Source organism: Micromonospora marincola (genome assembly GCF_056150385.1).
The window spans coordinates 90,353-114,729 of the sequence record NZ_JAXCFT010000009.1 but is presented as its reverse complement, the minus strand read 5'-3'; the positions used below and the strand labels follow the sequence as shown (position 1 = coordinate 114,729).

Annotated in this window: 19 protein-coding genes; 4 read left to right on the top strand and 15 right to left on the bottom strand. The window is 73.3% G+C overall.

Annotation, left to right across the window (positions count from 1 at the left end; translation table 11 throughout):
- Positions 1 to 20 precede the first annotated feature (20 nt).
- From SM450_RS19935 to mraZ, 14 genes are all read right to left on the bottom strand, one after another.
- Complete coding sequence (locus SM450_RS19935) at positions 21 to 725, bottom strand: cell division protein SepF (protein ID WP_474621252.1); 705 nt, start codon at positions 723 to 725, stop codon at positions 21 to 23.
- A 193-nt stretch (positions 726 to 918) separates the two neighbouring features.
- A complete protein-coding gene (locus tag SM450_RS19930) occupies positions 919 to 1,665 on the bottom strand; it encodes a YggS family pyridoxal phosphate-dependent enzyme (protein WP_474621251.1) in 747 nt (248 codons plus the stop codon).
- A 9-nt stretch (positions 1,666 to 1,674) separates the two neighbouring features.
- Positions 1,675 to 2,790 (bottom strand): cell division protein FtsZ, encoded by a 1,116-nt coding sequence (gene ftsZ, locus SM450_RS19925; RefSeq protein ID WP_474621250.1) that lies wholly within the window; start codon positions 2,788 to 2,790, stop codon positions 1,675 to 1,677.
- A gap of 248 nt (positions 2,791 to 3,038) precedes the next feature.
- A complete protein-coding gene (locus tag SM450_RS19920) occupies positions 3,039 to 3,857 on the bottom strand; it encodes a cell division protein FtsQ/DivIB (protein WP_474621249.1) in 819 nt (272 codons plus the stop codon).
- Positions 3,854 to 5,335, bottom strand: a complete 1,482-nt coding sequence (gene murC, locus SM450_RS19915; protein WP_474621248.1) for a UDP-N-acetylmuramate--L-alanine ligase — start codon at positions 5,333 to 5,335, stop codon at positions 3,854 to 3,856. The genes SM450_RS19920 and murC overlap by 4 nt, the downstream gene beginning before the upstream one ends.
- Positions 5,336 to 5,366: 31 nt before the next feature.
- A complete protein-coding gene (gene murG / locus SM450_RS19910; protein ID WP_474621247.1) occupies positions 5,367 to 6,473 on the bottom strand; it encodes an undecaprenyldiphospho-muramoylpentapeptide beta-N-acetylglucosaminyltransferase in 1,107 nt (368 codons plus the stop codon).
- The gene (locus SM450_RS19905) at positions 6,473 to 7,999 is read right to left on the bottom strand and encodes an FtsW/RodA/SpoVE family cell cycle protein (RefSeq protein WP_474621246.1); all 1,527 of its coding nucleotides are present in this window, start codon (positions 7,997 to 7,999) and stop codon (positions 6,473 to 6,475) included. The genes murG and SM450_RS19905 overlap by 1 nt, the downstream gene beginning before the upstream one ends.
- A gap of 120 nt (positions 8,000 to 8,119) precedes the next feature.
- Positions 8,120 to 9,247 (bottom strand): phospho-N-acetylmuramoyl-pentapeptide-transferase, encoded by a 1,128-nt coding sequence (mraY, locus tag SM450_RS19900; protein WP_474621245.1) that lies wholly within the window; start codon positions 9,245 to 9,247, stop codon positions 8,120 to 8,122.
- Complete coding sequence (locus SM450_RS19895) at positions 9,244 to 10,653, bottom strand: UDP-N-acetylmuramoyl-tripeptide--D-alanyl-D-alanine ligase (RefSeq protein ID WP_474621244.1); 1,410 nt, start codon at positions 10,651 to 10,653, stop codon at positions 9,244 to 9,246. The genes mraY and SM450_RS19895 overlap by 4 nt, the downstream gene beginning before the upstream one ends.
- A complete protein-coding gene (locus tag SM450_RS19890) occupies positions 10,650 to 12,212 on the bottom strand; it encodes a UDP-N-acetylmuramoyl-L-alanyl-D-glutamate--2,6-diaminopimelate ligase (RefSeq protein WP_474621243.1) in 1,563 nt (520 codons plus the stop codon). The genes SM450_RS19895 and SM450_RS19890 overlap by 4 nt, the downstream gene beginning before the upstream one ends.
- A gap of 52 nt (positions 12,213 to 12,264) precedes the next feature.
- On the bottom strand, positions 12,265 to 14,490 hold the full coding sequence (locus SM450_RS19885; RefSeq protein ID WP_474621242.1) for a peptidoglycan D,D-transpeptidase FtsI family protein: 2,226 nt from the start codon (positions 14,488 to 14,490) through the stop codon (positions 12,265 to 12,267).
- A 3-nt stretch (positions 14,491 to 14,493) separates the two neighbouring features.
- The gene (gene ftsL, locus SM450_RS19880) at positions 14,494 to 15,075 is read right to left on the bottom strand and encodes a cell division protein FtsL (RefSeq protein ID WP_474621241.1); all 582 of its coding nucleotides are present in this window, start codon (positions 15,073 to 15,075) and stop codon (positions 14,494 to 14,496) included.
- Positions 15,072 to 16,130, bottom strand: a complete 1,059-nt coding sequence (gene rsmH / locus SM450_RS19875; RefSeq protein ID WP_474621240.1) for a 16S rRNA (cytosine(1402)-N(4))-methyltransferase RsmH — start codon at positions 16,128 to 16,130, stop codon at positions 15,072 to 15,074. Before rsmH ends, ftsL begins: the two co-directional genes overlap by 4 nt.
- A gap of 204 nt (positions 16,131 to 16,334) precedes the next feature.
- Complete coding sequence (gene mraZ / locus SM450_RS19870) at positions 16,335 to 16,766, bottom strand: division/cell wall cluster transcriptional repressor MraZ (RefSeq protein ID WP_474621239.1); 432 nt, start codon at positions 16,764 to 16,766, stop codon at positions 16,335 to 16,337.
- A 355-nt stretch (positions 16,767 to 17,121) separates the two neighbouring features.
- Between mraZ and SM450_RS19865 the strand changes: the two genes are divergently transcribed.
- Genes SM450_RS19865 through SM450_RS19855 form a run of 3 tightly spaced genes read left to right on the top strand, consistent with a single transcriptional unit; the run spans position 17,122 to position 19,794 of the window.
- Positions 17,122 to 18,369 carry a MurT ligase domain-containing protein gene (locus SM450_RS19865; protein ID WP_474621347.1) on the top strand — a complete coding sequence of 416 codons (1,248 nt, stop codon included), beginning with the start codon at positions 17,122 to 17,124 and terminating at the stop codon, positions 18,367 to 18,369.
- Positions 18,359 to 19,081: a type 1 glutamine amidotransferase gene (locus SM450_RS19860; protein ID WP_474621238.1), complete on the top strand. Its 723-nt coding sequence runs from the start codon at positions 18,359 to 18,361 to the stop codon at positions 19,079 to 19,081. Before SM450_RS19865 ends, SM450_RS19860 begins: the two co-directional genes overlap by 11 nt.
- Positions 19,078 to 19,794, top strand: coding sequence for a TVP38/TMEM64 family protein (locus tag SM450_RS19855; RefSeq protein WP_474621237.1), 717 nt, complete (start codon positions 19,078 to 19,080; stop codon positions 19,792 to 19,794). Before SM450_RS19860 ends, SM450_RS19855 begins: the two co-directional genes overlap by 4 nt.
- A gap of 337 nt (positions 19,795 to 20,131) precedes the next feature.
- Here the strand turns inward: SM450_RS19855 and leuS are convergent, their stop codons facing one another.
- The gene (leuS, locus tag SM450_RS19850) at positions 20,132 to 22,972 is read right to left on the bottom strand and encodes a leucine--tRNA ligase (RefSeq protein ID WP_474621236.1); all 2,841 of its coding nucleotides are present in this window, start codon (positions 22,970 to 22,972) and stop codon (positions 20,132 to 20,134) included.
- A gap of 351 nt (positions 22,973 to 23,323) precedes the next feature.
- Between leuS and SM450_RS19845 the strand changes: the two genes are divergently transcribed.
- Positions 23,324 to 24,376, top strand: a complete 1,053-nt coding sequence (locus tag SM450_RS19845; protein WP_474621235.1) for an AAA family ATPase — start codon at positions 23,324 to 23,326, stop codon at positions 24,374 to 24,376.
- The last annotated feature ends 1 nt before the right edge of the window (position 24,377 follow it).

Below are 24,377 nucleotides of genomic sequence, written 5' to 3'. Positions count from 1 at the left end.
ACGTCCCTCGGTCGTGCGGGCTAGCTCAGACTGAAAAAGCCGCCCTCAGCGATCTTGGCCTTGTCCTCCGCGGTGACCTGGACGTTGGCCGGTGAGAGCAGGAACACCCGGTTGGTCACGCGCTCGATCGTACCGCGCAGGCCGAACGCGAGCCCGGCGGCGAAGTCGACAAGCCGGCGGGCGTCCGCCTCGTCCATCTCGGTGAGGTTGATGATCACCGGCACCCCGTCCCGGAAGTGCTCGCCGATGGTCCGCGCCTCGCGGTAGGTGGTCGGGTGCAGCGTGGTGATCTGGTAGCGCTGCTCGTCCTCCGGGGCCACCGCCCGCTCGCGCGGCGACGCCTGCGGTGCCAGGGCGAGATTGTCCCGGGTGTGGTAGCTGAGCGCGCCGGAGGTCTCACCGGCGGAGGAGCGGGTGATCGACCGGACGCTTGCGCGCTCGGCGCGCTCCGCCCGCTCCGGGCGCTCGGTGTCGGACCGGTCGGTGTCGACCCCGCGGCTCGTGGCGCGCTCGGTCAGCCGACCCCGGTCGCCGGCGCGGGTCCGGGGCGCCGGCGGCTCCTCCGGCTCCTCGTCGTCCTCGTCGGCGAACTCCTCGGCGTACCGGCTCGACCGGTAGCGCGAGTCCCGGTAGCCACCCTTGTCGTAGCCACCGTCCTCGTACGCCCGCTCGTCGTCCTCCTCGACGAGACCGAGCCAAACCCCCGCCTTGCGCAGTGCACCCATCCCCGCGCCCTTCCGTCCGCCATGCGGCACGCGCCCCCGTGCCGTGTCGCTTGATCACGAGTGGACGATCATGCCCACCGGACCGGACCGGCAATCCCCTGACGTGCGGTTCGCGGCCCGCCCGCCACGGCCCCCGGCTACGGGAACGCCGTCCTGAACAACACTGATGTAATTTGCTTCCGTCGCGGCCAGGCTACCCCAGCGTGGGACGCATGCCGAGCAACGCGCTGCCGACGCGGACATGTGTCGCGCCATGACCGATCGCGCTCTCCAGGTCGCCGCTCATCCCCGCGGACAGCGCCGTCGCGCCCGGATGGTCGGCCCGCAGCCCCGCCGCCACCTCGGCCAGCCGGGCGAACGCCCGATCCGGCTCCCAGCCCAGCGGAGCCACCGCCATCAGGCCGGCCAGCCGCAGCCCACCCGCCCCGGCCACGGCCGCGGCCACCGGACCGAGCCCCCGCTCCGGGTCGGCCGCGCCCGGAAGCGCCCCGCCCCGGGCCGGGTCACCGTCGATGCTCACCTGCACCAGCACGTCCAACGGCCGGTCCCGGACGCCTGTCGCGGCGGCGTCCAGGGCGGCGGCCAGCCGCACGCTGTCCACCGACTGGACCACGTCGGCGTACCGGACCACCGAACGGGCCTTGTTGCGTTGCAGCTGGCCGATGAAGTGCCAGCGCGGCGCCACCCCGGCGTCAGCCACCGCCGCCGCCTTCGGCGCCGCCTCCTGATCCCGGTTCTCCCCCACGTCGGTCACGCCGAGCCCGGCCAACGCGACCACGTCGGCGGCCGGGTAGGTCTTCGTCACCGCGACCAGGGTCACCTCGTCCCGGGCCCGGCCGGCCGCCGCGCAGGCCTCGGCGACACGGGCCCGGACCTGGGCCAGGCCGGCCGCGAGTTCGGCGCGACGCTCGGGCCGCACCGCGACGGATGAGTCGGTCATCGGCGCGGCTCAGGACCCGTTCTTGAGGAAGTCGGGCACGTCGACGTCGTCGAAGAGCACCCGGCGCGACGGCTGCTGCGGGGCCGGCATGGTGGCCGGCGGGCTCACCGGCGTGCTCGGCTGGGCGGGCGGGTTCTGGTTGCTCTTACGCGGCGGCTCGACCGCCTTGTAGGCAGGCGTGCCCCCGTCGAAGCCCGCCGCGATCACGGTCACCCGCACCTCGTCGCCGAGGGCGTCGTCGATGACCGCGCCGAAGATGATGTTGGCGTCCGGGTGGGCCGCGTCGGTGACCAGCTGGGCGGCGTCGTTGATCTCGAACAGGCCGAGGTCCGAGCCGCCGGCGATGGAGAGCAGCACGCCCCGCGCGCCGTCCATGCTCTGCTCCAGCAGGGGGCTGGAGATGGCCGCCTCGGCCGCCTCCACGGCGCGGTTCTCACCCCGGGCGCTGCCGATGCCCATCAGCGCGCTGCCGGCGCCGCTCATCACGCTCTTCACGTCGGCGAAGTCGAGGTTGATCAGGCCCGGCGTGGTGATCAGGTCGGTGATGCCCTGGACACCGGAGAGGAGCACCTGGTCCGCGGTGCGGAAGGCGTCCATCATCGAGATGTTGCGGTCGCCGAGCGCGAGCAGCCGGTCGTTCGGAATCACGATGAGCGTGTCGCACTGGTTGCGCAGCTCCTCGATGCCCGTCTCGGCCTGCACCTGGCGGCGCTTGCCCTCGAACGAGAACGGCCGGGTGACCACGCCGATGGTGAGCGCGCCGAGCTTGCGCGCGATGTTCGCCACCACGGGCGCGCCGCCGGTGCCGGTGCCGCCGCCCTCGCCGCAGGTCACGAAGACCATGTCGGCGCCCTTGAGCACCTCCTCGATCTCGTCGCGGTGGTCCTCGGCGGCGTTCTTCCCGACGTCCGGATTCGCACCGGCGCCAAGCCCCCGGGTCAGCTCCCGGCCCACGTCGAGCTTGACGTCGGCGTCGCTCATCAGCAGCGCCTGCGCGTCGGTGTTGATCGCGATGAACTCGACGCCCTTGAGCCCAACCTCGATCATCCGGTTGACGGCGTTCACGCCGCCGCCCCCGATGCCGACGACCTTGATGACCGCCAGGTAGTTGTGCGGAGGTGTCATCTCCGGTCCTTTCCCTTCGAGATTGGCATGGGCCGACCCCACACGGCTTGGCCGGACCAGCGGCGGAGCAACTCCGGCGAACCCCTCCGTGACGAGAACCCTAACCCTCTACTAGAGGCTTAGAGTTATGTCAACCACTGATCTCTTCGGGGCAACGTATGCGCCGCCGCGCCAGGAGCCAAGGACCCCTTTCGGCGTGTCGCCGACCAGCGACAAGCGACACCACGTCGCGCCCGCTGACTCACCGGTCACCTGAACGTGACCACGTCCGGCGCGCTGACGTCGATCCGGTCGGCTCGGCGCGGCAGCAGCGCGGTGGCCACCGAGGACTTGTCCGCGCTGCGGGAGGCGTCACCCCAGAAGATCTCCCGGTCGTCGCGCAGCCGCAACGTGATCCGGGCCAACCCCGCCACGTCCACCGTGACCAGCTCGGCACGCAGCTTCGCGCCGAGCGCGGCGAGCACCGCCAGGCCGGCCCGGGTGCCCGGATCGTCCGGGCCCGGCCGCACCACCCGGACCAGCGGCAACCCGTCGGGCGCCCGGTCCAGGCGCTGGAAGACCACGCCGGCGGCGTCGATCACGGCGAACCGCTCGCCCTGCGGCACCGCCGCCACCGGCACCCGCTCGACCACCTGGATCACGAGTGTCGACGGCCACTCCCGCTCCACCGTGGCCCGCGCCACCGGCGGCAGCGTGCCGACCCGGCGGGCGGTCGCGGCCAGGTCCACCCGGGCCAAGGGCGCGTCGTCCGGCACCGCCGCGGCGTCCCGGATCTCCACCGGCGTGACAAGCCGCGCGCCGACCACCCGCACGTCGCGGACGCCGAACAGCCCGGTGCCGAGCACCGTCCAGGCGACCAGGCCGGCGACGGCGACCACCGCCGCCGCCACCGCCCAGGGCAGCGCGGCCCGCATCCGCCGCTGCCGGGCCCGGGCCATGAAACGGCGGGTGGACGGCGGCACGGCGTCCGCGCCGGCCCGCACCAGCTGCCAGCGGCGGACCGGACTGCGCCGCCCGGCCCCGCCGTCCTGGCCGCCCGTGCGCCCGCGGGCCGGGCCGGGGCTCATCCGGCGGTGGCCGCCGCGCCGTCCGGGTCGATGCCGACGCCCGGGGCCGTGGCGCCGCCGGTACGGGCCACCAGGGCATCAAGCAACTGGTCACCCATCAGCGAGATCGGCGGCGCGCCCATCGTCACGACCACGTCGCCGGTGCGGGCCCGGCGGGCCACCTCGGCCGGCACGTCGTCCCACGCCTCGACGAAGACCTTCCGATCCGCCGGCAGCGGCACCACCGCGACAAGCGCGGCCGACCCCTCGCCGGGATCGCGCTGCTCGCCGGGGCCGAAGACCTCCAACAGCACCAGCTCGTCGGCGATGCCGAGGGCGGCGGCGATCTCCGCCTGGAGGTCGCGGGTGCGGTAGAGCCGGTAGGGCTGGAAGACCACGATCAGCCGGCCGTCGCCGGCCACCTCACGCAGCGTCTGGAGCGCCAGCGTCATCGACGTCGGATGGTAGGCGTACTCGTCGTAGACGAGCACGCCGTCGGCGACGCCCTTGCGCTCGAAGCGCCGCCGCACGCCGGGGAACGCGCCGAGCGCGACCTCCGCCGCCGCCACCGGCAGCTCCAGCAGGTACGCCGCGAGCACCGCGGCGGCGCTGTTCAACGCCATGTGCCGGCCCGGGATCGGCAGCCGGATCTCACCGAGCGACAGGCCCTCGATCTCGGCCAGGTAGCGCACGCCCCGCGCCGAGGAGACCACGTCGCTCATCCGCAGGTCGGCGTCGGCGGACTCGCCGTACGTCCAGACCCGACGGCCCTCGGACCGCAGCGTCTCGGCCAGCCGCCGGCCACCGGCGTCGTCGGCGCAGGTGACGACGAAGCCGTCCGGATCGGTGAGCCGGGCGAACTCGGCGAACGCCGCCTCCAGGTTGGCCAGGTCGCCATAGGTGTTGAGGTGGTCCGCCTCGACGTTCGTGATGATCGACACGTACGGGCGGTAGATGAGGAAGGAGCGGTCGCTCTCGTCCGCCTCCACCACGAAGTGCTCGCCGGTGCCGTGGTGCGCGCCGGAGCCGACCTCGGAGATCTCGCCACCGATCACGAAGGACGGATCGGCGCCGGCCTGCTGGAGCACCATGGTGACCATCGATGTGGTGGACGTCTTGCCGTGCGTGCCGGCCACCGCCACCGTGCGCCGGCCGGTCATCGCGGCGGCGAGCGCCTCGGACCGGTGCAGCACGCGCAGCCCCCGACGACGCGCCTCGACCATCTCCAGATGGTCCTGCGGGATCGCCGAGGAGTAGACGACCGTGTCCACCCCGTCGAGGTTTTCCGCCTCGTGACTGGAGTGGATCGTGCCGCCGAGGGCCCGCAGGCCGGCCAGGGACGGCCACTCCCGCAGCTCGCTGCCGGAGACCGGCAGGCCGCGGGTGAGGAAGAGGCGGGCCAGCCCGGCCATCCCGACGCCGCCCACCCCGATCAGGTGGATCCGGCCCAGATCCTCCGCGGTCATGGTGCCGGCGGGCGTGAACTGCGCGGTGTTCATGTCAGGTACCTTCCCGTCGCGGCGACGCCCATTACCGGCTCACCGCCTCGTAGACGAAGTTCAACAGCGCCACGTCGCCGTCGCGGCGGCCGTAACCGGCCGCGGCGTGGCTCATCGCCCAGAGCCGCTGCGTGTCCCGGATCAGCGGGATCACGGTGTGCTCCACCCAGGCCGGGGTCACCTCGGCGTCGTCGACGAGCAGCCCGCCGCCGGCCTCCACCACGGGCAGCGCGTTGCGCTTCTGCTCCTGGTTGCTGTGCGGATAGGGCACGTAGATCGTGGGCAGGCCGATCGCGGCCACCTCGGCGCAGGTCATCGCGCCGCCCCGGCCCAGCATCAGGTCGGCCGCCGCGTAGCCCAGCTCCATCTCGGACAGGTAGGGCAGCGTCACGTACGGCACCGGCAGGTCAGAGGGGACGGAGACCGGCTCGTTGCGGGCGCCGATCACGTGCAGCACCTGCACGCCGTTGCGCGCCAGCTCCTTGGCGGCGCCGGAGACGGCCAGGTTGATCGAGCGGGCGCCCTGCGAGCCACCGGCCACGAAGAGCACCGGCAGGTCGGGGCGGAGCCCGAAGTGGGCACGCGCGGCGTCCCGCAGGGCGGCCCGGTCCAGCCCGGCGATGCCCCGGCGCAGCGGCACCCCGACCACCCGGGCGTCGCGCAGCGCCTCGGCCTGCACCGGCTGGTGCGGGAAGCCCACCGCGACGTTCTTGGTGAACTTCATGCCCATCCGGTTGGCCACGCCCGGCGGCACGTTCACCTCGTGGATGACGATCGGCAGGTCGCGCCGCCACGCGGCCAGGTAGCCGGGCACCGAGACGTACCCGCCGAAGCCGACCACGACGTCGGCCTGCACCTCGTCGATCACCTTGCCCGCCGCGCGGGCCGCCTTCCACATCCGGTCCGGGGTGCGCACCAGGCTCATGTTCACCGACCGGGGGAGCTGGTAGGCCGGGATCTGCCGCAGGTCGTAACCGGCCGGCGGGATCAGCTCGTTCTCCAGCCCCTTCGGGGTGCCGAGGCAGGTGATCCGGACGCTCGGGTCGTGTCGGCGCAGGCAGTCGGCGAAGGCGAGCAGCGGGTAGATGTGCCCGCCCGTACCCCCTCCACAGAGCACCACCGAACGCAGCGGACCCATCAGCGTCTCCTCTCGCTCGCCGAGCCGGCGCGCGCCCGGTCGGACCGGGCGCCGCGGGACGCGGCCTGATCGTCGCGCCGTCGCTGGCGGGACCGGGGCACGGGCCCTCGGTCCGCCGGGGGCGGCGCCGGTCGGCGGCGCCGGCCGGGAAGCGGCGGCAACGGGGCCCACACTAGTCGGACCCATCGGGCCGGCGGACGGGCGTTCAGCGCCCGGGCCGCGTCCGGCTCGGCGCGGGCGAAGGAGGCAAGCATGCCGATCGCGGCAAGCGTCACCACCAGGGCGCTGCCGCCGTCGGAGATGAACGGCAGCGGTACGCCGGTCAGCGGCAGCAGCCCGGTGACCCCGCCGATGTTGATGACGGCCTGCCCGACCAGCCACGCGGTGACCCCGGCGGCGGCAAGCCGGCGGAACGGGTCCTCCACCCGGCGGGCGATCCGCATGCCGGTGTAGGCGAGCACGGCGAACAGCGCCAGGATCACCGTGCAGCCCACCACGCCCAACTCCTCGGCGATGATGGCGAAGATGAAGTCGTTGTGCGCCTCGGGCAGCCAGTCCCACTTGAAGACGCTCTGGCCCAGGCCGACGCCGAACCAGCCGCCGTTGCCGATCGCGTACCGGGCCATCATGGGCTGGTAGCAGTTCTCCAGCTTCAGCTCGATGCAGGTCTGCGGATCCGGCGGGTTCAGCCACATGGTGAGCCGGCCCAGCCGGTAGTTGTCGGCGTCCCGGGAGCCGGAACCGGCGCCGAGCGAGGCGGCGGCGACGAGCAGGCCGATGCCGACCAGGCCGATCGTGGAGAGCGCGGCGAAGACCCGGCCCCGGACGCCGGCCGCCCAGAGCAGGCCCACCACAAGCGCCACCAGGCAGAGCATGCTGCCCAGGTCGTTGAAGCCGACGAGCACGAAGAGCAGGCCGACCACCGGGAACAGCGGCGTGGCCAGATCCCGCCACCAGCCCAGCTTGGCGCCCTTGCGGGCGAGCACGTGCGCGCCCCACAGCACAAGCGCGAACTTGGCCACCTCGGCCGGCTGAAGCGAGATCGGGCCGAGGGAGAGCGAGAGGAGTTCGCCCTTCAACGGCCCGATGGACGCCACCCCGAACAGCGACTCCAGCGCGACAAGCAGGTTGAGCAGGAGCAGCAGCGCCACCGCCACGCCGAGCGCGGGGCGGCTCACCGCCCGGAACGTGCGCGCGGGCAGCCGCTGGCAGGCCCAGAACGCGCCGACGCCGATCACCGCGAAGACGGTCTGCTTGGTGAGCGAGGCGGCGGCGTCACCGCCCTCGGCGTAGTCCCGCACGCTCGTCGCCGAGAAGACCATGGTGAGGCCGATCAGCAGCAGCAGGCCGGCGCTGGAGAGCAGCAGGTAGTAGGACGCGAGCGGCCGGGCCAGCAGGCCACGCAGCGCGGCCAGGCCACTCGCCGGGTCCCAGCGCGCGGCCGGCGGATCGGCAGGTGGCGTGGCCGCCGGCGCACGGCGGACCGGCGGATCGCTGCTGACCTGGATGTCTCGTCCCTCCCCCACCCGCCCATCATGGCGGCTCGCCCCGCCCGCCCGTGGCGCAACCGGCGCGGTCGGCGTGTCGGATCTGAAGGAGGGGCCCCTTTTTAACAGACGTCTGTTAAAAGGGGCCCCTCCTAACACCTAGCTGACCGCAGCGAGGACCTCGCTGTAGAACAGCCCCAGCGCGATGGCCACCCCGATGCCGGCGATGATCCAGAACCGCACCACGATGTTGACCTCGCTCCAACCGGCCAGCTCGAAGTGGTGCTGGAGCGGCGACATCCGGAACACCCGCTTGCCAGTGGTGCGGAACGAGATGATCTGGATGACCACGGACATCGTGATGATCACGAAGAGGCCGCCCAGGATCGGCAGCAGCAGGATCGTCCGGGTGGACATCGCCATGCCGGCGATCAGGCCGCCCAGCCCGAGCGCGCCGGTGTCACCCATGAAGATCCGGGCCGGCGAGGTGTTCCACCAGAGGAAACCGACGCACGCCCCGGCCGCCGCGCCGGCGATCAGCGCGATCTCCAGCGGGTCACGCACCGTGTAGCAGTACGCCTCGGTGTAGTTCGGGTCCGCGCACCAGTGCCGGTACTGCCAGAACGCGATGAGCGCGTACGCGGCGAGCACCATCACCGACGCGCCGGTGGCCAGGCCGTCCAGCCCGTCGGTGAGGTTGACGCCGTTCGTCGCCGCCATCACCACCATGATGATGACGATCACCGCGCCGACCTTGCCGATCTCCAGCGCCGGGATGTCCCGGATGAAGCTCAGCGTGGTGCTGCCCACCGTCGCGGTGTTCGTCGCGTTGCCGCTGACGTCGGTCATGCTCGACGGGAAGTAGAGCGCCACCACGCCGAAGACGGCGCCGACCAGGATCTGCCCGGCCAGCTTGCCCCGCTTGTTGAGACCGCCGCTGTGCCGCTTGCGGACCTTGAGGAAGTCGTCGATGAAGCCGACCGCGCCGGAGAACACCATCAGCCCCAGCAGCACCAGCGCCGTGATGGTCGGCTCGACCTGCGCGATCTGCGCGTCCGGCAGCGTGGTCAGGGCCAGGTGCCCGGCGACGTACGCGATGACCGTGGCCAGGATGAAGACCACGCCGCCCATCGTCGGCGTGCCCTTCTTGCCCTCGTTGCTTGCCAGCCCGAGGTTCGATCGGATCGGCTGGCCGGCTTTCAGCCTGGCGAACACCTTGATCGCGATCGGGGTGCAGAACAGCGAGATCAGGAACGCGACGCCGATGGCGACGATGACCGCCCTCATGCGGCGCCGCCCTCCGCCGCCGTCTCGCGGGCGTCCGCGCGCAGCGCGTCGGCCACGTCCCAGGTCCGATACCGGGAGCCCTTCACCAGCACCACGTCCCCTGGACGCAGCTCGCTCCGCAGCACCTCGACGGCCGCCGCCTGATCGGTGAGCAGCACCGACTCTCCTCCCCAGTTGCCTACCGCTGTCGCGCCCTCGTGGATCGGCGCCGCCGGCTCGCCCACCACGAGCAGCCGGTCCACTCCCAACTCGGCCGCGAGCCGGCCGACCTGCTGATGTCCTTCCCGTTCGAAGTCGCCGAGCTCGGCCATGTAGCCGAGCACCGCGACGGTACGCCCCTCGCCGCGCATGCTGGCCAAGGCCCGCAGCGCCACGCCGGTCGAGGCCGGGTTGGCGTTGTACGAGTCGTCGATCACGATCACCCCGTCGGGGCGTTCGAAGACGTCCATCCGCCTGGTGGAGACCAGACCCAGCTCGCCAAGCGCCGCCGCCAGCTCGGCCAGCGGCAGCCCCAGCTCGCGGGCGACCGCCGCGGCGGCAAGCGAGTTGGACACCTGGTGCCGGCCGGTCAGCCCGAGCCGCACCGGGGCGCTCCCCTCCGGCGTCACGAGGGTGTACGACGGCCGGCCCCGGCCGTCGAGCGTCACGTCCACCGCGCGCACGTCGGCCCGCGCCGACTCGCCGTACCGGACCACCCGCGCGGACGTCCGGGTCGCCATCGCGTCGACCCGGGGATCGTCGGCGTTCAGCACCGCCAGCCCGTCCTCCGGCAGCGCCTCGACCAGCTCCCCCTTGGCAAGCGCGATGGCCTCCACCGAGCCGAACTCGCCGAGGTGCGCCACGCCGACGTTGAGCACCACCGAGATCCGCGGCGGCACCACGTCGCACAGGTAGCGGACGTGACCGACCCCGCGGGCACCCTTCTCCATCACCAGGTAGCGCGTCTCCGGGGTGGCCTGCAACGCCGTGTACGGGTGCCCCAGCTCGTTGTTGAACGAGCCGGGCGGCGCCACGGTCGGGCCGAGCCGGACCGCGAGCTGCGCGATCAGGTCCTTGGTGGTGGTCTTGCCGGAGGAGCCGGTCAACCCGATCACGGTCAGCCCGGGCAGCCGGTCGACCACCGCGCGGGCCAGCCGGCCCATCGCGTCGAGCGTGTCGTCGACGAGCACCATCGGCACGCCCGGCACCTCCCGGGTGCCGAGCACGGCGACGGCGCCGGTGTCCACCGCGCCGGCCGCGTAGTCGTGGCCGTCCACCTTCTCGCCCGGGAACGCGACGAAGAGCCCGCCCGGGGTGACCTTGCGGGAGTCGAACTCCACCGTCGACGTGACCCGGGCATCCGGGTCGGCGCCGGTGAGCCGCCCGCCCACCGCGGCGGCCACCTCGGCGAGCGTCAGCGGGATCACCGCTGACCCACCAGGTCGCCGAAGCGGGCGCGCAACGCCGCGGCCAGTTCCACCCGGTCGTCGAACGGCAGCACCTCGCCGCCGATCTCCTGGCCACGTTCCTGGCCCTTACCCAGCACCGCCACCACGTCACCCGGTTCGGCCACCCGGACCGCCTCCTCGATCGCCGCCCGCCGGCCGGGCACCTCGATGATCCGCGCCGGGCCGGCCGCGGCGTACGCGCCGGCCAGCACCTCGGCCCGGATCGTGGCCGGATCCTCGGTACGCGGGTTGTCGTCGGTCACCAGCACCACGTCGGCGCCCCGGGCAGCCGCGTCGCCCATCACCGGTCGCTTGCCCCGGTCCCGGTCGCCGCCGGCGCCCAGCACGCAGACCAGCCGGCCGTCGGTCAGGCCGCGCAGCGCGGTCAGCACCGCCTCGATCGCGTTCGCCTTGTGCGCGTAGTCGACCACGCCGCGCACCGGGGCGTCGCCGCTCACCAGCTCCAACCGCCCGGGCACGCCGCCGCAGGCGGCCACGCCGCGCGCCGCGGTCACCGGGTCGACGCCGGCGGCCACGAGCGTGGCGACGGCCAGCAGCGCGTTCGCGACGTTGTGCCGGCCGGGCAGCGCCACGCCGGTGGGCAGCGCCGGCGTGTCCGGGCCGTGCAGGGTGAAGTGCTGCGCGTAGCCCTCGCCGTCGATCCGGTCGGCCCACCAGGTGGCGGACGGGTCGCCGGCCGCCGAGTAGGTCACCGTGGCGGGCTTGCGCAGCGGGCGCAGCGCCGGGTCGTCGTGGTTGAGCACCTCGACCCGACACCTGCCGTCGAAGAGCCGGGCCTTGGCGGCGAAGTAGTCCGCCTCGTCGGCGTGGAAGTCGAGGTGGTCGGAGCCGAAGTTGGTGTAGCCGCCGACGTCGAACCGGACGCCGCCGACCCGGCCCATGACGAGCGCGTGGCTGGACACCTCCATGACCACGGCGTCCACTCCGCGCTCGCGGGCCACCGCGAGCATGGCGTGCAGGTCGGTGGCCTCCGGGGTGGTCCGGACGCTGTCCACCACCAGGTCGCCGAGGCGGGTCTCCACGGTGCCGACCAGGCCGGTGGTGTGCCCGGCGGCGCGCAGCCCGGATTCGATCAGGTAGCTGGTGGAGGTCTTGCCCGCGGTGCCGGTCACCCCGATCACGGTCAGCCCGGCGGTGGGGTCGCCGTAGACCGTGGCGGCCACGTCGCCGAGCACGCCCCGCGCGTCGGCGACGACGAGCATCGGCAGGCCCGCGTCGGCGGCCAGCGGCACCCCGGCCGGGTCGGTCAGCACGGCCACCGCGCCGGCGCCGGCCGCGGCGGCGGCGAACTCCGCGCCGTGCCGGCGGGCGCCGGGCAGGGCGGCGTACAGGTCGCCGGGGCGGACCTCCTGGCTGGCGTGGGTGACCCCGGTGACGGGCATGTCGGCGGCGGCCTCCGGCGGTGTCACCGACAGACGGGCGGCGAGGTCGCCGAGCCGGACGGGCAGCACGGTGGCGGGACGTGGATTGCCGGGCACGGCGTCAGACCCTACCCGGTCGTCCGGTTCCGACCGCACAGCCGCCCCGGTGGTTCGTCGCCACTCACCGATGATGTCCCGCCGGGCCCGCTCAGCGCGGAAAGACCTCGAACTTCGGGGACTTGTCGGTGAGTGACGGCGGCACCCGGTAGTGGCGGAGAGTGAAGCCCATCATCTCGCGGAACGCCGGCGCGGCGACCGCCCCGCCCTCGCCGCCCGGACTCCAGACGAAGACCGCCACCACGTACCGCGGATTCTCCGCCGGGGCCATCCCGATGAACGAGCCGACGTCGCCCGGCTGCCGCTTGCCGTTGTCGTAGCGCAGGCCGGTGCCGGTCTTGCCGGCCACCCGGTAGCCCGGCACCGCGGCGGCCAGGCCGGTGGCCCGCCCGTCCGGGCCGTCGACGGTGGTGACCGCCTCCAGCATCCGGCGCAGGGCGGCGGCGTTGGCCGGGCTGAGGACCGAGCGGGTGGTCGGCGCGGCGCCCGGGGTCCGCGTGTCGTCCGGCCCGATCGTCTCCTTGATCAGGTGCGGCTGCACGTACGTCCCGTTGTTGGCGATGGCGTTGTACGCGGCGGCCATCTGCAACGGCGTGGCGTCCACGCTGTGCCCGATCGGCACCGACCCGTACGCCGAGCCGCTCCACTCGTCGGCCGGGAGCAACCGGCCGGACGCCTCGCCGGGCAGGCCCTCGCCGGTCGGCTGGCCCAGCCCGAACCGCTTCTGGTAGTCGATCAGCCGCTCCTTGCCCAGCTTGTCGGCGATCTCGATGGTGCCGATGTTCGACGAGAACGCGAGCATCCCCGGGATGCTCATCACGCGGCCGTCCGCGTGGTGGGTGTCCTCGAACGTGACGCCGCCCCGGACCATGGTGTTGGCCACCGGGAACGTGGTGTTCGGCGTGATCACTCCCTCCTGGAGCGCGGCGCCGTAGGTGATCGCCTTGTGGATCGAGCCGGGGTCCACCACGAAGCTGGTGGCCGCGTCGTCCCGGTCGGCCGGCGAGTTGACCTTCGTCGGGTCGGCCGCGTCGTAGGTGGGCTCGCTGGCCTGGGCCAGCACCTCCCCGGTGGGTACGTCGATGATCACGGCGGCGGCGACGCTGCCCTTGACCTGGGCGAGCTGCTTGGTCAGGATCCGCTGCGTCTTGAACTGGAGGTCCCGGTCGACGGTGAGCCGGAGCGAGCTGCCCGGTTCGGGCTTGGTGGTCAGGCTGTAGCCGCCCGGGATGGGCGCGGCCAGGTCGCCCTGGCCCACCTCGTAGGTCCGCTTGCCGGCCTCGCCGCGCAGCAGTTCGTCGTACTTCGCCTCCAGCCCCTCCAGGCCGTTCATGTCCGGGCTGACGAAGCCGATCATGTTGGCGGCCAGTGCGCCGCCGGGCACCTCACGCCGCTCGTCCCGGTGCACGCCGATGCCGGCCAGGTCGAGCGCCATGATCTGCTTGGCCGTGCCGATCTCGACACCCCGGGCCAGGTAGACGAACTCCAGGTCGGTGTTGGTGCCGGGCAGCTTGCTCGGCTTCATCCGGTCGGCCAGGTCCGGGGCGGGCACCCCGAGCAGCGGGGAGAGCGCCCGCGCGGTCGCGTCCCGGTCCTTGACCTTGGTCGGGTCGGCGAAGACGTACCGGGCCTCCACGCTGTGCGCCAGCGGCTGGCCGTTGCGGTCGAGGATGGCCCCGCGTGGCGCCGGCAGCTCGACCGTGGCGACCCGCTTGGACAGGCCGCCGTCGGCGTACGCCGGGGCGTTCACGGTCTGTAGATAGACCAGGCGGACGCCGATGCTGGCGAACAGCGCCAGCGCCAGCACCGTGGCCAGGCGCAGCCGCCGGCCCGGGTCGCCGAGCCGGGGCGGGCGGCGCGGCTTGCGGACCGGCCGGCGGGCCGCCGGGCGGCGCGGGCCGGGCCGGCGCCGTGTCGGCGCGTCCTCCTCGTCGTCGTCGAACGGCTCCCGCAGGGGGCGGGTGGAGACGGTCCGCACCACGCCGGCGCGACCGCCTGTCGTCGGCGCGCGCCGGCCGGCCCGGGCGCTCTCGCCGGCCGCGGCCGGCTCCCGGCGGCCGGCGCGGGTGACCCGGCCGCCGTCGAGCACCTGCAACGCGGGCCGGAACGGGTCACCGGACCGGCTGCTGCGCGGGGTACGCCGTTGCTCGGCGCCGCCCTCGCGGATGGTCCGCCCGCGCGGGGTGTACGCGCGGGCGTCGGAGATCCCTCCGACGCCCGGCTCCCGCGGCTCGACCCCGCGCGACTCGGCCCCACGCGACGAACCGCGCCGGGAGCCCGTGGGGTCCCGGCGCGGTTCGTCAGATCTCGGCGGCACCGCTCAGCCTCCGTTGCCCTGCTGGCCGCCGGCCGTCCCGACCTCGCCGGGGAGCGGGACGTCGATCGTCTCCCCGTCCGGCAGCCGGATGTAGGCCGGGTCCGCGGACTCGACCAGGCCCAGCTTGCGGGCGTTGGCGGTGAGGTTGCCCGGCGCCTCCTGGTCGGCGATCTGCTTCTTCAGCTCCTGCTCGTCCACGTCCAGCTTGGCCTGCTGCTGCTGGAGCCGCTCCAGTCGGAACGCATTCTCGTTGATCTTGGTGTTGACCGCCAGGATGCCGAGCACCCCGCCGACCACGAGCACCAGGATCAGCCCGACGAAGGGCGCCCGCGGCACCCGGATCGGCGGCGGCGGGGCGACCCGCAGGCGCGGCGGCGCAGGCGCGGTGGTCCGGCTGCGCTCGGCCGGGCGCAGCGCGGCGCTGCCCTCGGTCGGGTAGTCGCGCGTCCCCCGGGCGCGGGTCCCCTCCCGACCACCGGCCGTCGTCGTCGTGTCTCGCGTGGTGCGCTGCGCCGTGGTCCGGCCCCCCGACCGCGGTGCGCGCTGCCCGACGGCCCCCCGGCCGTCGCGCTTCTCGACGTTCATGTCCCCTCCCCCTCCTCGTCCGTCCCGTTCCCCGGTTGGTGCATCGCCTTCACCCGGCGGCGGTACCGTTCGCGGTCGGTACCCTCCTGCCGGGTCGCCTCCGGATCGAGCCGAACCGCGGCCCGCAGCCGCACCGAGGCGGCGCGCGGATTCGCGGCCACCTCCGCCTCCCCGGGAAGCTCCGCGCCCCGGCTCAACAGCCGGAACGTCGGGCCCGACCCGGGCAGTTCGACCGGGAGGTCGACCGGGCCCTTGCTGCGGACCCGGTCGGCGAGCGCCTGCTTGGTGAGCCGGTCCTCCAGCGAGTGGTAGGACAGGACCACCATGCGGCCGCCCACGGTGAGCTTGTCCAGAGCGGCCGGCAGCGCTGTCTCCAGCGCTGCCAGTTCTCTGTTTACCTCGATCCGTAAAGCCTGAAACGTTCTCTTTGCGGGGTGTCCCCCCGTTCGTCGGGCTGGGGCGGGAATGGCCTCCCGCACCAACTCGGCCAGCCGGGCCGACGACGTGATCCGGTTCCGCTCGCGCTCCCGGATGATCGCCGAGGCGACCTTCCCGGCGAACTTCTCCTCGCCGTACACCCGCAGCAGCCGGGCCAGATCCGGATGGGAGTAGGTGTTGACCACCTCCTCGGCGGTCACCCCCCGGGTCTGGTCCATCCGCATGTCGAGCGGCGCGTCCTGCGCGTAGGCGAACCCGCGGTCGGGCGCGTCCAGTTGCAGCGACGAGACGCCGAGATCGAACAGCACGCCGTCGATCGCCGGGTAGCCGAGCCGGTCCAGCACCTCGGGCAGCTCGTCGTAGACGGCGTGCTCCAGGTGCACCCGGTCGGCGAACCGGGCCAGGCGGACCCGCGCGTGGGCGAGCGCCTCGGTGTCCCGGTCCAGACCGATCAGGACCGTGCCCGGGTGCGCCGTGAGCACCGCCTCGGCGTGCCCGGCCAGGCCGAGCGTGGCGTCGACGTGCACGGTCCGGCCGGGGCGGCCCAGCGCGGGGGCCAGCAGCTCGAGACACCGCTCGAGCAGCACCGGCACGTGCGTGCCGCGTAGCTCCCCCATGTCGACCCCCACTGCTCGAAACCGTCCTCGTCCACGTGTCCGTCGTCGCCACGACGCCTCGCCATACCGCCAGATCCCCATCCGCTCCCCGCCCGCCGGAGGCCGCGGCCCTCCGTGTCGGATCGTGCGCCTGGCACCGGGGAAGGGGTGCCAGGAACTCGAAAGCGGCTGGAGATCTCGCAGTACGTCGGGCGCCGTCACGCCCTACAGACCGCCCGGCAGCACCCCCTCCTCGATGTCGGCGAAGTCGTCTTCGCTCTCCGTGAGGTAGGCCTCCCAGGCCGCCCGGTCCCAGATCTCCACCCGGGTGCTCGCCCCGATCACGACCAGGTCCCGGTCGAGGGCCGCGTATGACCGCAGATGCCCGGGAATCGTGACCCGGCCCTGCTTGTCCGGCACCTCGTCGTGCGCGCTGGCGAAGAAGACCCGGCTGTAGGCCCGGGCCGCCTTGCTCGTCATCGGTTGCGCACGCAACTGGTCGGCGATCCGCTGGAACTCGGGCATCGGGAAGACGTAGAGGCAGCGCTCCTGCCCTTTGGTGACCACGACACCCCCCGCCAGCTCGTCCCGGAACTTGGCCGGCAGGATCAACCGGCCTTTGTCGTCCAGGCGCGGAGTGTGGGTGCCGAGGAACATCGGCCCAACCCCCTCGCCCTGAGCGGCGTTCGCGGCGCCGCTGACCCCCCGGGCCGGTGTGGCCCTCCCGGCCTCACCATCGCGCCCCACTCTACTCCACTTCCCTCCACCTGCAACCAGAATCGCCCGGTCGGCGTGGCGATCCGCGGCATAAAACCGCACGTCAATGCGGGTGGGGCGGAGTGGAGGGGTGCACGCCCCCCGCCGACGGTCCGTTACCCGACATCGACCGCCACCGTCCGGGCGAGCCCGGTCCGGCCGTCCACCGCGTCGTCCCCGGCCGAACGGTTCACCGTCGGCGGCGATCTGGCGGCGCCCGTGGTCCGGTAACCTCGCTCGGGTGACGGACGCGAAGATGCCCATGCGGGCAAAGGTGGCCAGCTCCGTGTCGCGCACCGCCGCGGCGCTGTCGCGGGCCGCGGGCCGTGGCGACGGCTCGGTGATCGGCGGCTGGATCGGCCTCAAGATCGACCCGGACCTGCTCGCCCACCTCTCGGCCGGGCGCGCCATCGCCCTGGTGTCCGGCACCAACGGCAAGACCACCACCACCCGGCTCACCGCCGCCGCGGTCGGCGTGCTGGGCCGGGTCGCCTCCAACGCCTTCGGCGCCAACATGCCGACCGGGCACACCTCGGCGCTGGCCAAGGCCGGCAGCACGCCCTACGCCGTGCTGGAGGTGGACGAGCACTACCTGGCGCAGGTGCTGGAGGCGACCGAGCCGCACGTGGTGGCGCTGCTCAACCTCTCCCGCGACCAGCTCGACCGGGCCAAGGAGGTCGCCATGATGGCGCAGCTCTGGCGCGCCGCCCTGGTCCGGCACCCCGACGTGCGGGTGGTCGCCAACGCCGACGACCCGATGGTGGTCTGGGCCGCCACCCCGCCGGCCGACCCGGCCCAGGGCCACGTGCCACCGCACGTCACCTGGTTCAGCGCCGGCCAGCGCTGGCACGACGACTCGTGGGTCTGCCCCGAGTGCGGCTCCACCATCCAGCGTTCCGGCGGGCAGTGGTGGTGCACCGGATGCCCGCTGCGCCGCCCCGAACCGCAGTGGACGGTCGAGGACGACGGCGTGCTCGACCCCACCGGCGCCTGGCACAAGATCCAGCTCCAGCTCCCCGGCAAGGTCAACCTCGGCAACGCGGCCACCGCGCTCGCGGTCGCCGCCGAGTTCGGCGTACGCCCGGTGGACGCGGTCTCCCGACTCGGCACGGTCACCTCGGTGGCCGGCCGGTACGCCCAGGTCCAGCGGGACGGGCGCAACATCCGGCTGCTGCTGGCGAAGAACCCGGCGAGTTGGCTGGAGGCGTTCGACATGGCAGACGTCGCGCCGACACTGCTCTCCATCAACGCGCGCGACCCCGACGGGCTTGACACGTCGTGGCTGTTCGACGTCGACTTCTCGCCGCTGGCCGGCCGGCAGGTGCTGATCACCGGCGACCGGGCGTACGACCTCGCGGTGCGGCTCGACGTCAACGGCGTGCCGTTCCGGCACGTGCGCACGTTCGACGAGGCGGTCCGCGCGGTGCCGCCGGGCCGGCTGGAGGTCATCGCCAACTACACCGCCTTCCAGGACATCCGAGCGGAGCTGGACCGTGTCAACTGAGAGCCTGCGCATCGTCTGGGTCTATCCCGACCTGCTGTCCACCTACGGCGACCGGGGCAACGCGCTGATCCTGGCCCGCCGGGCCCAACTGCGCGGCATGCCGGTCGAGGTGCTTGAGGTCCGCTCCGACCAGCGGCTGCCCGCCACCGCCGACATCTACCTGATCGGCGGCGGCGAGGACGGTCCGCAGGCGCTCGGCGCCCAGCGCCTGCACGCCGACGGCGGCCTGCACCGGGCGGTGGCCCAGGGCTCGGTGGTGTTCGGCGTCTGCGCCGGCTACCAACTGCTCGGCACCTCCTTCTTCGCCAAGGGCACCCGGTGTGCCGGCCTGGAGCTGCTCGACCTCTCCTCCGACCGGGGTCCGACCCGGGCGGTCGGCGAGCTGGCCGGCGAGGTCGACCCGCGGCTGGGCATCCCGCACCTGACCGGGTTCGAGAACCACGGCGGGCGGACCCACCTGGGCCCCGGCGTGTCGCCGCTGGCCCGGGTCACCGCCGGGGTCGGCAACGACGGCGCCACCGAGGGCGCCTGGCGGGGCAAGCTGCTCGGCACCTATTCGCACGGCCCGGCGCTGGCGCGCAACCCCGACCTGGCCGACCTGCTGCTGCGCTGGGCGACCGGCATCCACCAGCTCCCCGCGCTCGACGACACCTGGGCCGACCGGCTCCGGTCCGAGCGCCGCACCGCGGTCTCCGCCGCCGCCCGGGCATGACCGGCGCCGCCCCTCCGGGGCGGCGACCGGTGACCCGCCGGCTCGCCGGGCTGCTGAGGCAGCCGTCGGCACGCCGGTTCGGGCTGTTGCTCCTGCTGCTCGCCGGGTTCGCCGTCACGCTGCTGCTGGCGCCCCGGCCGGACGCGGCAGACCTGCCCCGGCTCGCCGACGCGCTCGGCGGGTACGCCCCGGTCGCGGCCGTCGTCGGCGGCGCGCTTCTCCTGGTGGCCCTGGTGCCCCGGACGTTCGTCACGCTTGCCTCCGGCGCCATCTTCGGGCCGGTGCAGGGTGCCGCGTACGCGCTCGGCGCGGCGCTGCTCGCGGCGGCGCTCGGCTTCGCGGTCGGCCGCCTGCTGGGCCGTGACTTCGTGGCCGAGCGGGTCCGCGGCCGGCTGGCCCGGCTCGACGGCTGGTTCGCCAGGCAGAGCGTGTTCGGGGTGATCACCGTCCGGCTGCTGCCGATCGCCGGTTTCGGGCTGGTCAGCTACGGCTACGGCACCACCGGCGCCCGGGTGCTGCCGTTCCTGGCCGGCAGCGTGATCGCCTCCGCGCCCACCGCCATCGGCTACGCCGCGATCGGGGCGGCGGTGAGCAGCCCCGGTTCGATCAACTGGTACGCGGCGGCGCCGGCCAGCCTCGGCCTGATCGCCAGCGTGCTGATCATCCACCGCTGGTGGCGGGCCGAACGGCAACGCCGGCTCGGCCCGAGCTGACCCGGGCCGCGTCACCTGGCGGCGACCGCGGGGCACCGCACTGCCCGCGGCGCCGCACCGGCCCGGTCCCGCGGTGGCATCGTCTCGCTCCGGTCCTGCCTCGGCGTGCCTACGAACTTGATGGCGTAGGTGACTCAGACACGAGGGCTCCCCGCGCGTCGGGCGAGCGAGTCATCCGCGCCATCAAGTTTGTAGGCTGCACGGAGCAACCTTCCGGTCCCGGCCGATCGCAGCCACCACCGACCCCGGCCACCACCAGCCTGCGGCGGCGGCGCCACCTGCCGGAGCCGGACGACCTGGTCCGGCCGGACTCGGCGCCGCCGAGTCCCTGAGCGAGTCAGGCGACGACCGAGACCATCCGTCCCTTCACCACGATCACCTTGCGCGGCTCCTTGCCGGCCAGCGCGCCGGCGACCGCCTCCAGCGCCGCCGCGCGGACCGTCTCCTCGGGCGCGTCGGTTGGCACCTCCACCCGGCCCCGGACCTTGCCGTTGATCTGCACCGGGTAGGTCACCGACTCGGCCACCAGCAGCGCCGGATCGGCCACCGGGAAGTCCGCGTACGCCAGCGAGGTGTCGTGGCCCAGCCGGCGCCACAGCTCCTCGGCCAGGTGCGGCGCGAACGGGGCGACCATCAGCACCAGCGGCTCGGCCACCTCCCGGGGCGTCTCGGCCAGCCGGGTCAGCCCGTTGGTCAGCTCGATCAGCTTGGCGATCGCGGTGTTGAACCGGATCCCGTCCATGTCGGCGCGGACCCCGTCGACGACCTTGTGCAGCAGCCGCCGGGTCGCCTCGTCGGCCGGCGCGTCGGTGACCCGCGACTCGCCGGTCCGCTCGTCCACGACGGTGCGCCATACCCGCTGCAGGAACCGGTGCGAGCCGACCACCGCCCGGGTCTCCCACGGGCGGGACACCTCCAGCGGACCCATCGACATCTCGTACACCCGGAAGGTGTCGGCGCCGTACGCCGCGCACATGTCGTCCGGGGTGACCACGTTCTTCAGCGACTTGCCCATCTTGCCGTACTCGCGCCGGACCTCGGTCTCGCCGTGGAACCAGCGGCCGTCGACCTCGACGACCTCCTCGGCGGGCACGTAGGCGCCGCGCGGGTCGGTGAACGCGTACGCCTGGATCATGCCCTGGTTGAACAGCTTGCGGAACGGCTCGAACGACGAGACGTGCCCCAGGTCGAACAGCACCTTGTGCCAGAAGCGGGCGTACAGCAGGTGCAGCACGGCATGCTCCTGGCCGCCGACGTACAGGTCGGTGCCGCCGCAGTCGCCGGGTCGCTGCGGGCCCATCCAGTACGCCTCGTTCGCCGGGTCGGCGAACCGCTGCGCGTTGGCCGGGTCCAGGTAGCGCAGCTCGTACCAGCAGGAGCCGGCCCACTGCGGCATCACGTTCGTCTCCCGGGTGTAGCGCTTCGGCCCGTCACCCAGGTCCAGCTCCACCTCCACCCAGTCGCGTCGCCGCGACAGCGGGGTCTCCGGGTTGCTGGCGGCGTCCTCCGGGTCGAACGTCTTCGGCGAGAAGTCGTCCACCTCGGGCAGCTCGACCGGCAGCATCGACTCCGGCAGCGCGATCGGCGCGCCTGTCTCGTCGTACACGATCGGGAACGGCTCGCCCCAGTAACGCTGCCGGGAGAACAGCCAGTCGCGCAGCCGCCAGGTGACCGCGCCCGCGCCGTGCCCGTTCGCCTCCAGCCACTCGATGATCCGCGCCTTCGCGTCGGCCACCCCCAGGCCGTCCAGGTCGACGCCCCGCTCCGGGGCGGCGCTGTTGATCGCCGGCCCGTCGCCGGTGAACGCCTTGCCGTCGAAGCCCTCCGGCGGGGCCACGGTGCGCACGATCGGCAGGTCGAAGACCTCGGCGAAGGCCCAGTCCCGCTCGTCCTGCGCGGGCACCGCCATGATCGCGCCGGTGCCGTAGCCGGCCAGCACGTAGTCGGCGATGAAGATCGGGATCTGCCCGCCGGTCACCGGGTTGGTCGCCCAGGCGCCGACGAAGACGCCTGTCTTCTCCTTGCTGTCCGCCTGCCGCTCGACGTCCGTCTTGGCCGCGGCGGCCTTGCGGTACGCCTCGACGGCCTCGCGCGGACCGGCGTGCCCACCGGTCCAGGCGTCCTTCGTCCCCTCCGGCCAGGCGGCCGGCGTCAGCACGTCGACCAGCTCGTGCTCGGGCGCCAGCACCATGTAGGTGGCGCCGAAGATCGTGTCCGGACGGGTCGTGAACACCCGCACCGGGGCGGCCTCGGTCGGGAAGTCGATGTGCGCGCCGGTCGAACGGCCGATCCAGTTGCGCTGCTGCAGCTTGATCGGCTCCGGCCAGTCCAGCGTGTCCAGGTCGTCCAGCAGCCGGTCACCGTACGCGGTGATCCGCATCATCCACTGCTTCAGATTGCGCTTGAAGACCGGGAAGTTGCCCCGCTCGGAGCGACCGTCGGCGGTGACCTCCTCGTTGGCCAGCACGGTGCCCAGCCCCGGGCACCAGTTCACCGGCGCCTCCGAGACGTACGCCAGCCGGTGGTCGTCGACGACGCGGCGACGCTCGGCCACGGTCAGCTCGGCCCACGGGCGGCCGTCGGGGGTGGAACGGTTCCCGCCCTCGAACTCGGCCACCAGCTCGGCGATCGGCCGGGCCTTCTTCGCGTCCGCGTCGTACCAGGAGTTGAAGACCTGCAGGAAGATCCACTGGGTCCACCGGTAGAAGTCGGTGTCCATGGTCGCCACCGACCGTCGCTCATCGTGCCCCAGCCCCAGCCGGCGCAACTGCGCCCGGTACCGCTCGATGTTCCGCAACGTGGTGGCGCGGGGGTGGGTGCCGGTCTGCACCGCGTACTGCTCGGCGGGCAGGCCGAACGCGTCGAAGCCCATCGCGTGCAGCACGTTGCGGCCGGACATCCGCTGGTAGCGGGCGTAGCAGTCGGTGCCGATGTAGCCCAGCGGGTGGCCGACGTGCAGGCCGACGCCCGACGGGTAGGGGAACATGTCAAGCACGTACAGCTTCTCGGCGCCCGCGCGGGGGTGATCCGGATCGGCCAGCGGGCCGGTCGGGTTCGGCGTGTGGAAGGTGCCCTCCCGGGCCCAGGTCTCCTGCCAGCGGTGCTCGATCTCGTCGGCCAGTGCGGCGGTGTACCGGAACGGGGGAATGTCGGTGGCCGGTGCGGCTGCCTCACTCATGGCGTCTCCTCGGCGCGGTTCGTCTCAGGTGGTGGGAGGTCTGCTGCGGGCACAAAAAAGCCCCTCGCGCAGGAGGGGCGGCCGTGCTGTCGCGCGTTCAGCGCATCAGCACGGCTCGGTAAGAAGCAGGAACACTCCGGCCATGCCCGGCAGTGTACCCCGATCCCCCGTCCGGCGAATATTCCGGGTGTAACCGGGCGACCACCTGCGGGAGTCGGCGTTGACGAGAAACATGGTTAGCCTGAGAGGCCAGTGAGATGCGTGCGGCAGACGAGGCTCGGCGTCGCGAACCCAACGGCGGGTCCAGGTGCTCTATACAGAGCTGCCGTTCCGGCGACGAGGAGGAGGCCCGTGACACAACAGACCTGGGACGAGGTGGGCGGTCTGCTGCCGCACGACGAGTTCCGTGCCGCAAGCGAAGCCGTCGTGACCAACATCGAGCAGGTCATCGCGGGCAAGACGGCCACCGTCCGGCTCGCCCTGGCGGTGCTGCTGGCCGAGGGCCACCTCCTCATCGAAGACGTTCCCGGCGTCGGCAAGACCAAGCTCGCCAAGGCGATGGCCCGCTCCATCGACTGCTCGGTCCGCCGCATCCAGTTCACCCCCGACCTCCTGCCCAGCGACGTCACCGGCGTGAGCGTCTACAACCAGGAGACCCACGACTTCGAGTTCCGCCCGGGCGCGGTCTTCGCCAACCTGGTGGTCGGCGACGAGATCAACCGGGCCTCGCCGAAGACCCAGTCGGCCCTGCTCGAGTGCATGGAGGAACGACAGGTCACGGTCGACGGGGTGACCTACCAGCTCCAGACCCCGTTCATGGTGATCGCGACGCAGAACCCGATCGAGATGGAGGGGACCTACCCGCTGCCCGAGGCGCAGCGGGACCGGTTCACCGCCCGCATCGCGATGGGCTACCCGGACCCGAGCGCCGAACTGGCCATGCTCGACGGGCACGGCGCCACCGACCCGCTGCCCGCGCTGCGGCCGGTCGCCGACGCGGCCACCGTGCGCCGGCTGATCGGCCACGTCCGTCAGGTGCACGTCGCCGACGCCGTCAAGCAGTACGCCATCGACCTGGTGACCGCCACCCGCGAGGCGCCCGACCTGCGACTCGGCGCGTCCCCGCGGGCCACCCTGCAACTGCTGCGCACGGCCCGCGCGGTGGCCGCCCTGGAGGGCCGCGACTACGTCCTCCCGGACGACCTCCAGAACCTCGCGGTGCCGGTGCTGGCGCACCGGATCATCCCGACCGCGGACGCGCAACTGGCCCGGCGCACCACCGACGCGATCGTCGCCGAGCTGGTGCACCGCCTGCCGCTGCCGCACGACCGGCAGCGCTCCCCGTACGACAACCGGCCCGGGAGCGGCAACGGCCGCGGGCCGTACGAGCCGCGGAGGCCGTGAC

Coding starts and splice junctions, on each gene's coding strand:
- SM450_RS19935 (WP_474621252.1), bottom strand. CDS start 725: ATGGGTGCACTGCGCAAGGCGGGGGTTTGGCTCGGTCTCGTCGAGGAG.
- ftsZ (WP_474621250.1), bottom strand. CDS start 2,790: ATGACACCTCCGCACAACTACCTGGCGGTCATCAAGGTCGTCGGCATC.
- murC (WP_474621248.1), bottom strand. CDS start 5,335: ATGAACACCGCGCAGTTCACGCCCGCCGGCACCATGACCGCGGAGGAT.
- mraZ (WP_474621239.1), bottom strand. CDS start 16,766: ATGTTCCTCGGCACCCACACTCCGCGCCTGGACGACAAAGGCCGGTTG.
- leuS (WP_474621236.1), bottom strand. CDS start 22,972: ATGAGTGAGGCAGCCGCACCGGCCACCGACATTCCCCCGTTCCGGTAC.
- SM450_RS19865 (WP_474621347.1), top strand. CDS start 17,122: ATGCCCATGCGGGCAAAGGTGGCCAGCTCCGTGTCGCGCACCGCCGCG.
- mraY (WP_474621245.1), bottom strand. CDS start 9,247: ATGAGGGCGGTCATCGTCGCCATCGGCGTCGCGTTCCTGATCTCGCTG.
- SM450_RS19930 (WP_474621251.1), bottom strand. CDS start 1,665: ATGACCGACTCATCCGTCGCGGTGCGGCCCGAGCGTCGCGCCGAACTC.
- rsmH (WP_474621240.1), bottom strand. CDS start 16,130: ATGGGGGAGCTACGCGGCACGCACGTGCCGGTGCTGCTCGAGCGGTGT.
- SM450_RS19855 (WP_474621237.1), top strand. CDS start 19,078: ATGACCGGCGCCGCCCCTCCGGGGCGGCGACCGGTGACCCGCCGGCTC.
- ftsL (WP_474621241.1), bottom strand. CDS start 15,075: ATGAACGTCGAGAAGCGCGACGGCCGGGGGGCCGTCGGGCAGCGCGCA.
- murG (WP_474621247.1), bottom strand. CDS start 6,473: ATGGGTCCGCTGCGTTCGGTGGTGCTCTGTGGAGGGGGTACGGGCGGG.
- SM450_RS19920 (WP_474621249.1), bottom strand. CDS start 3,857: ATGAGCCCCGGCCCGGCCCGCGGGCGCACGGGCGGCCAGGACGGCGGG.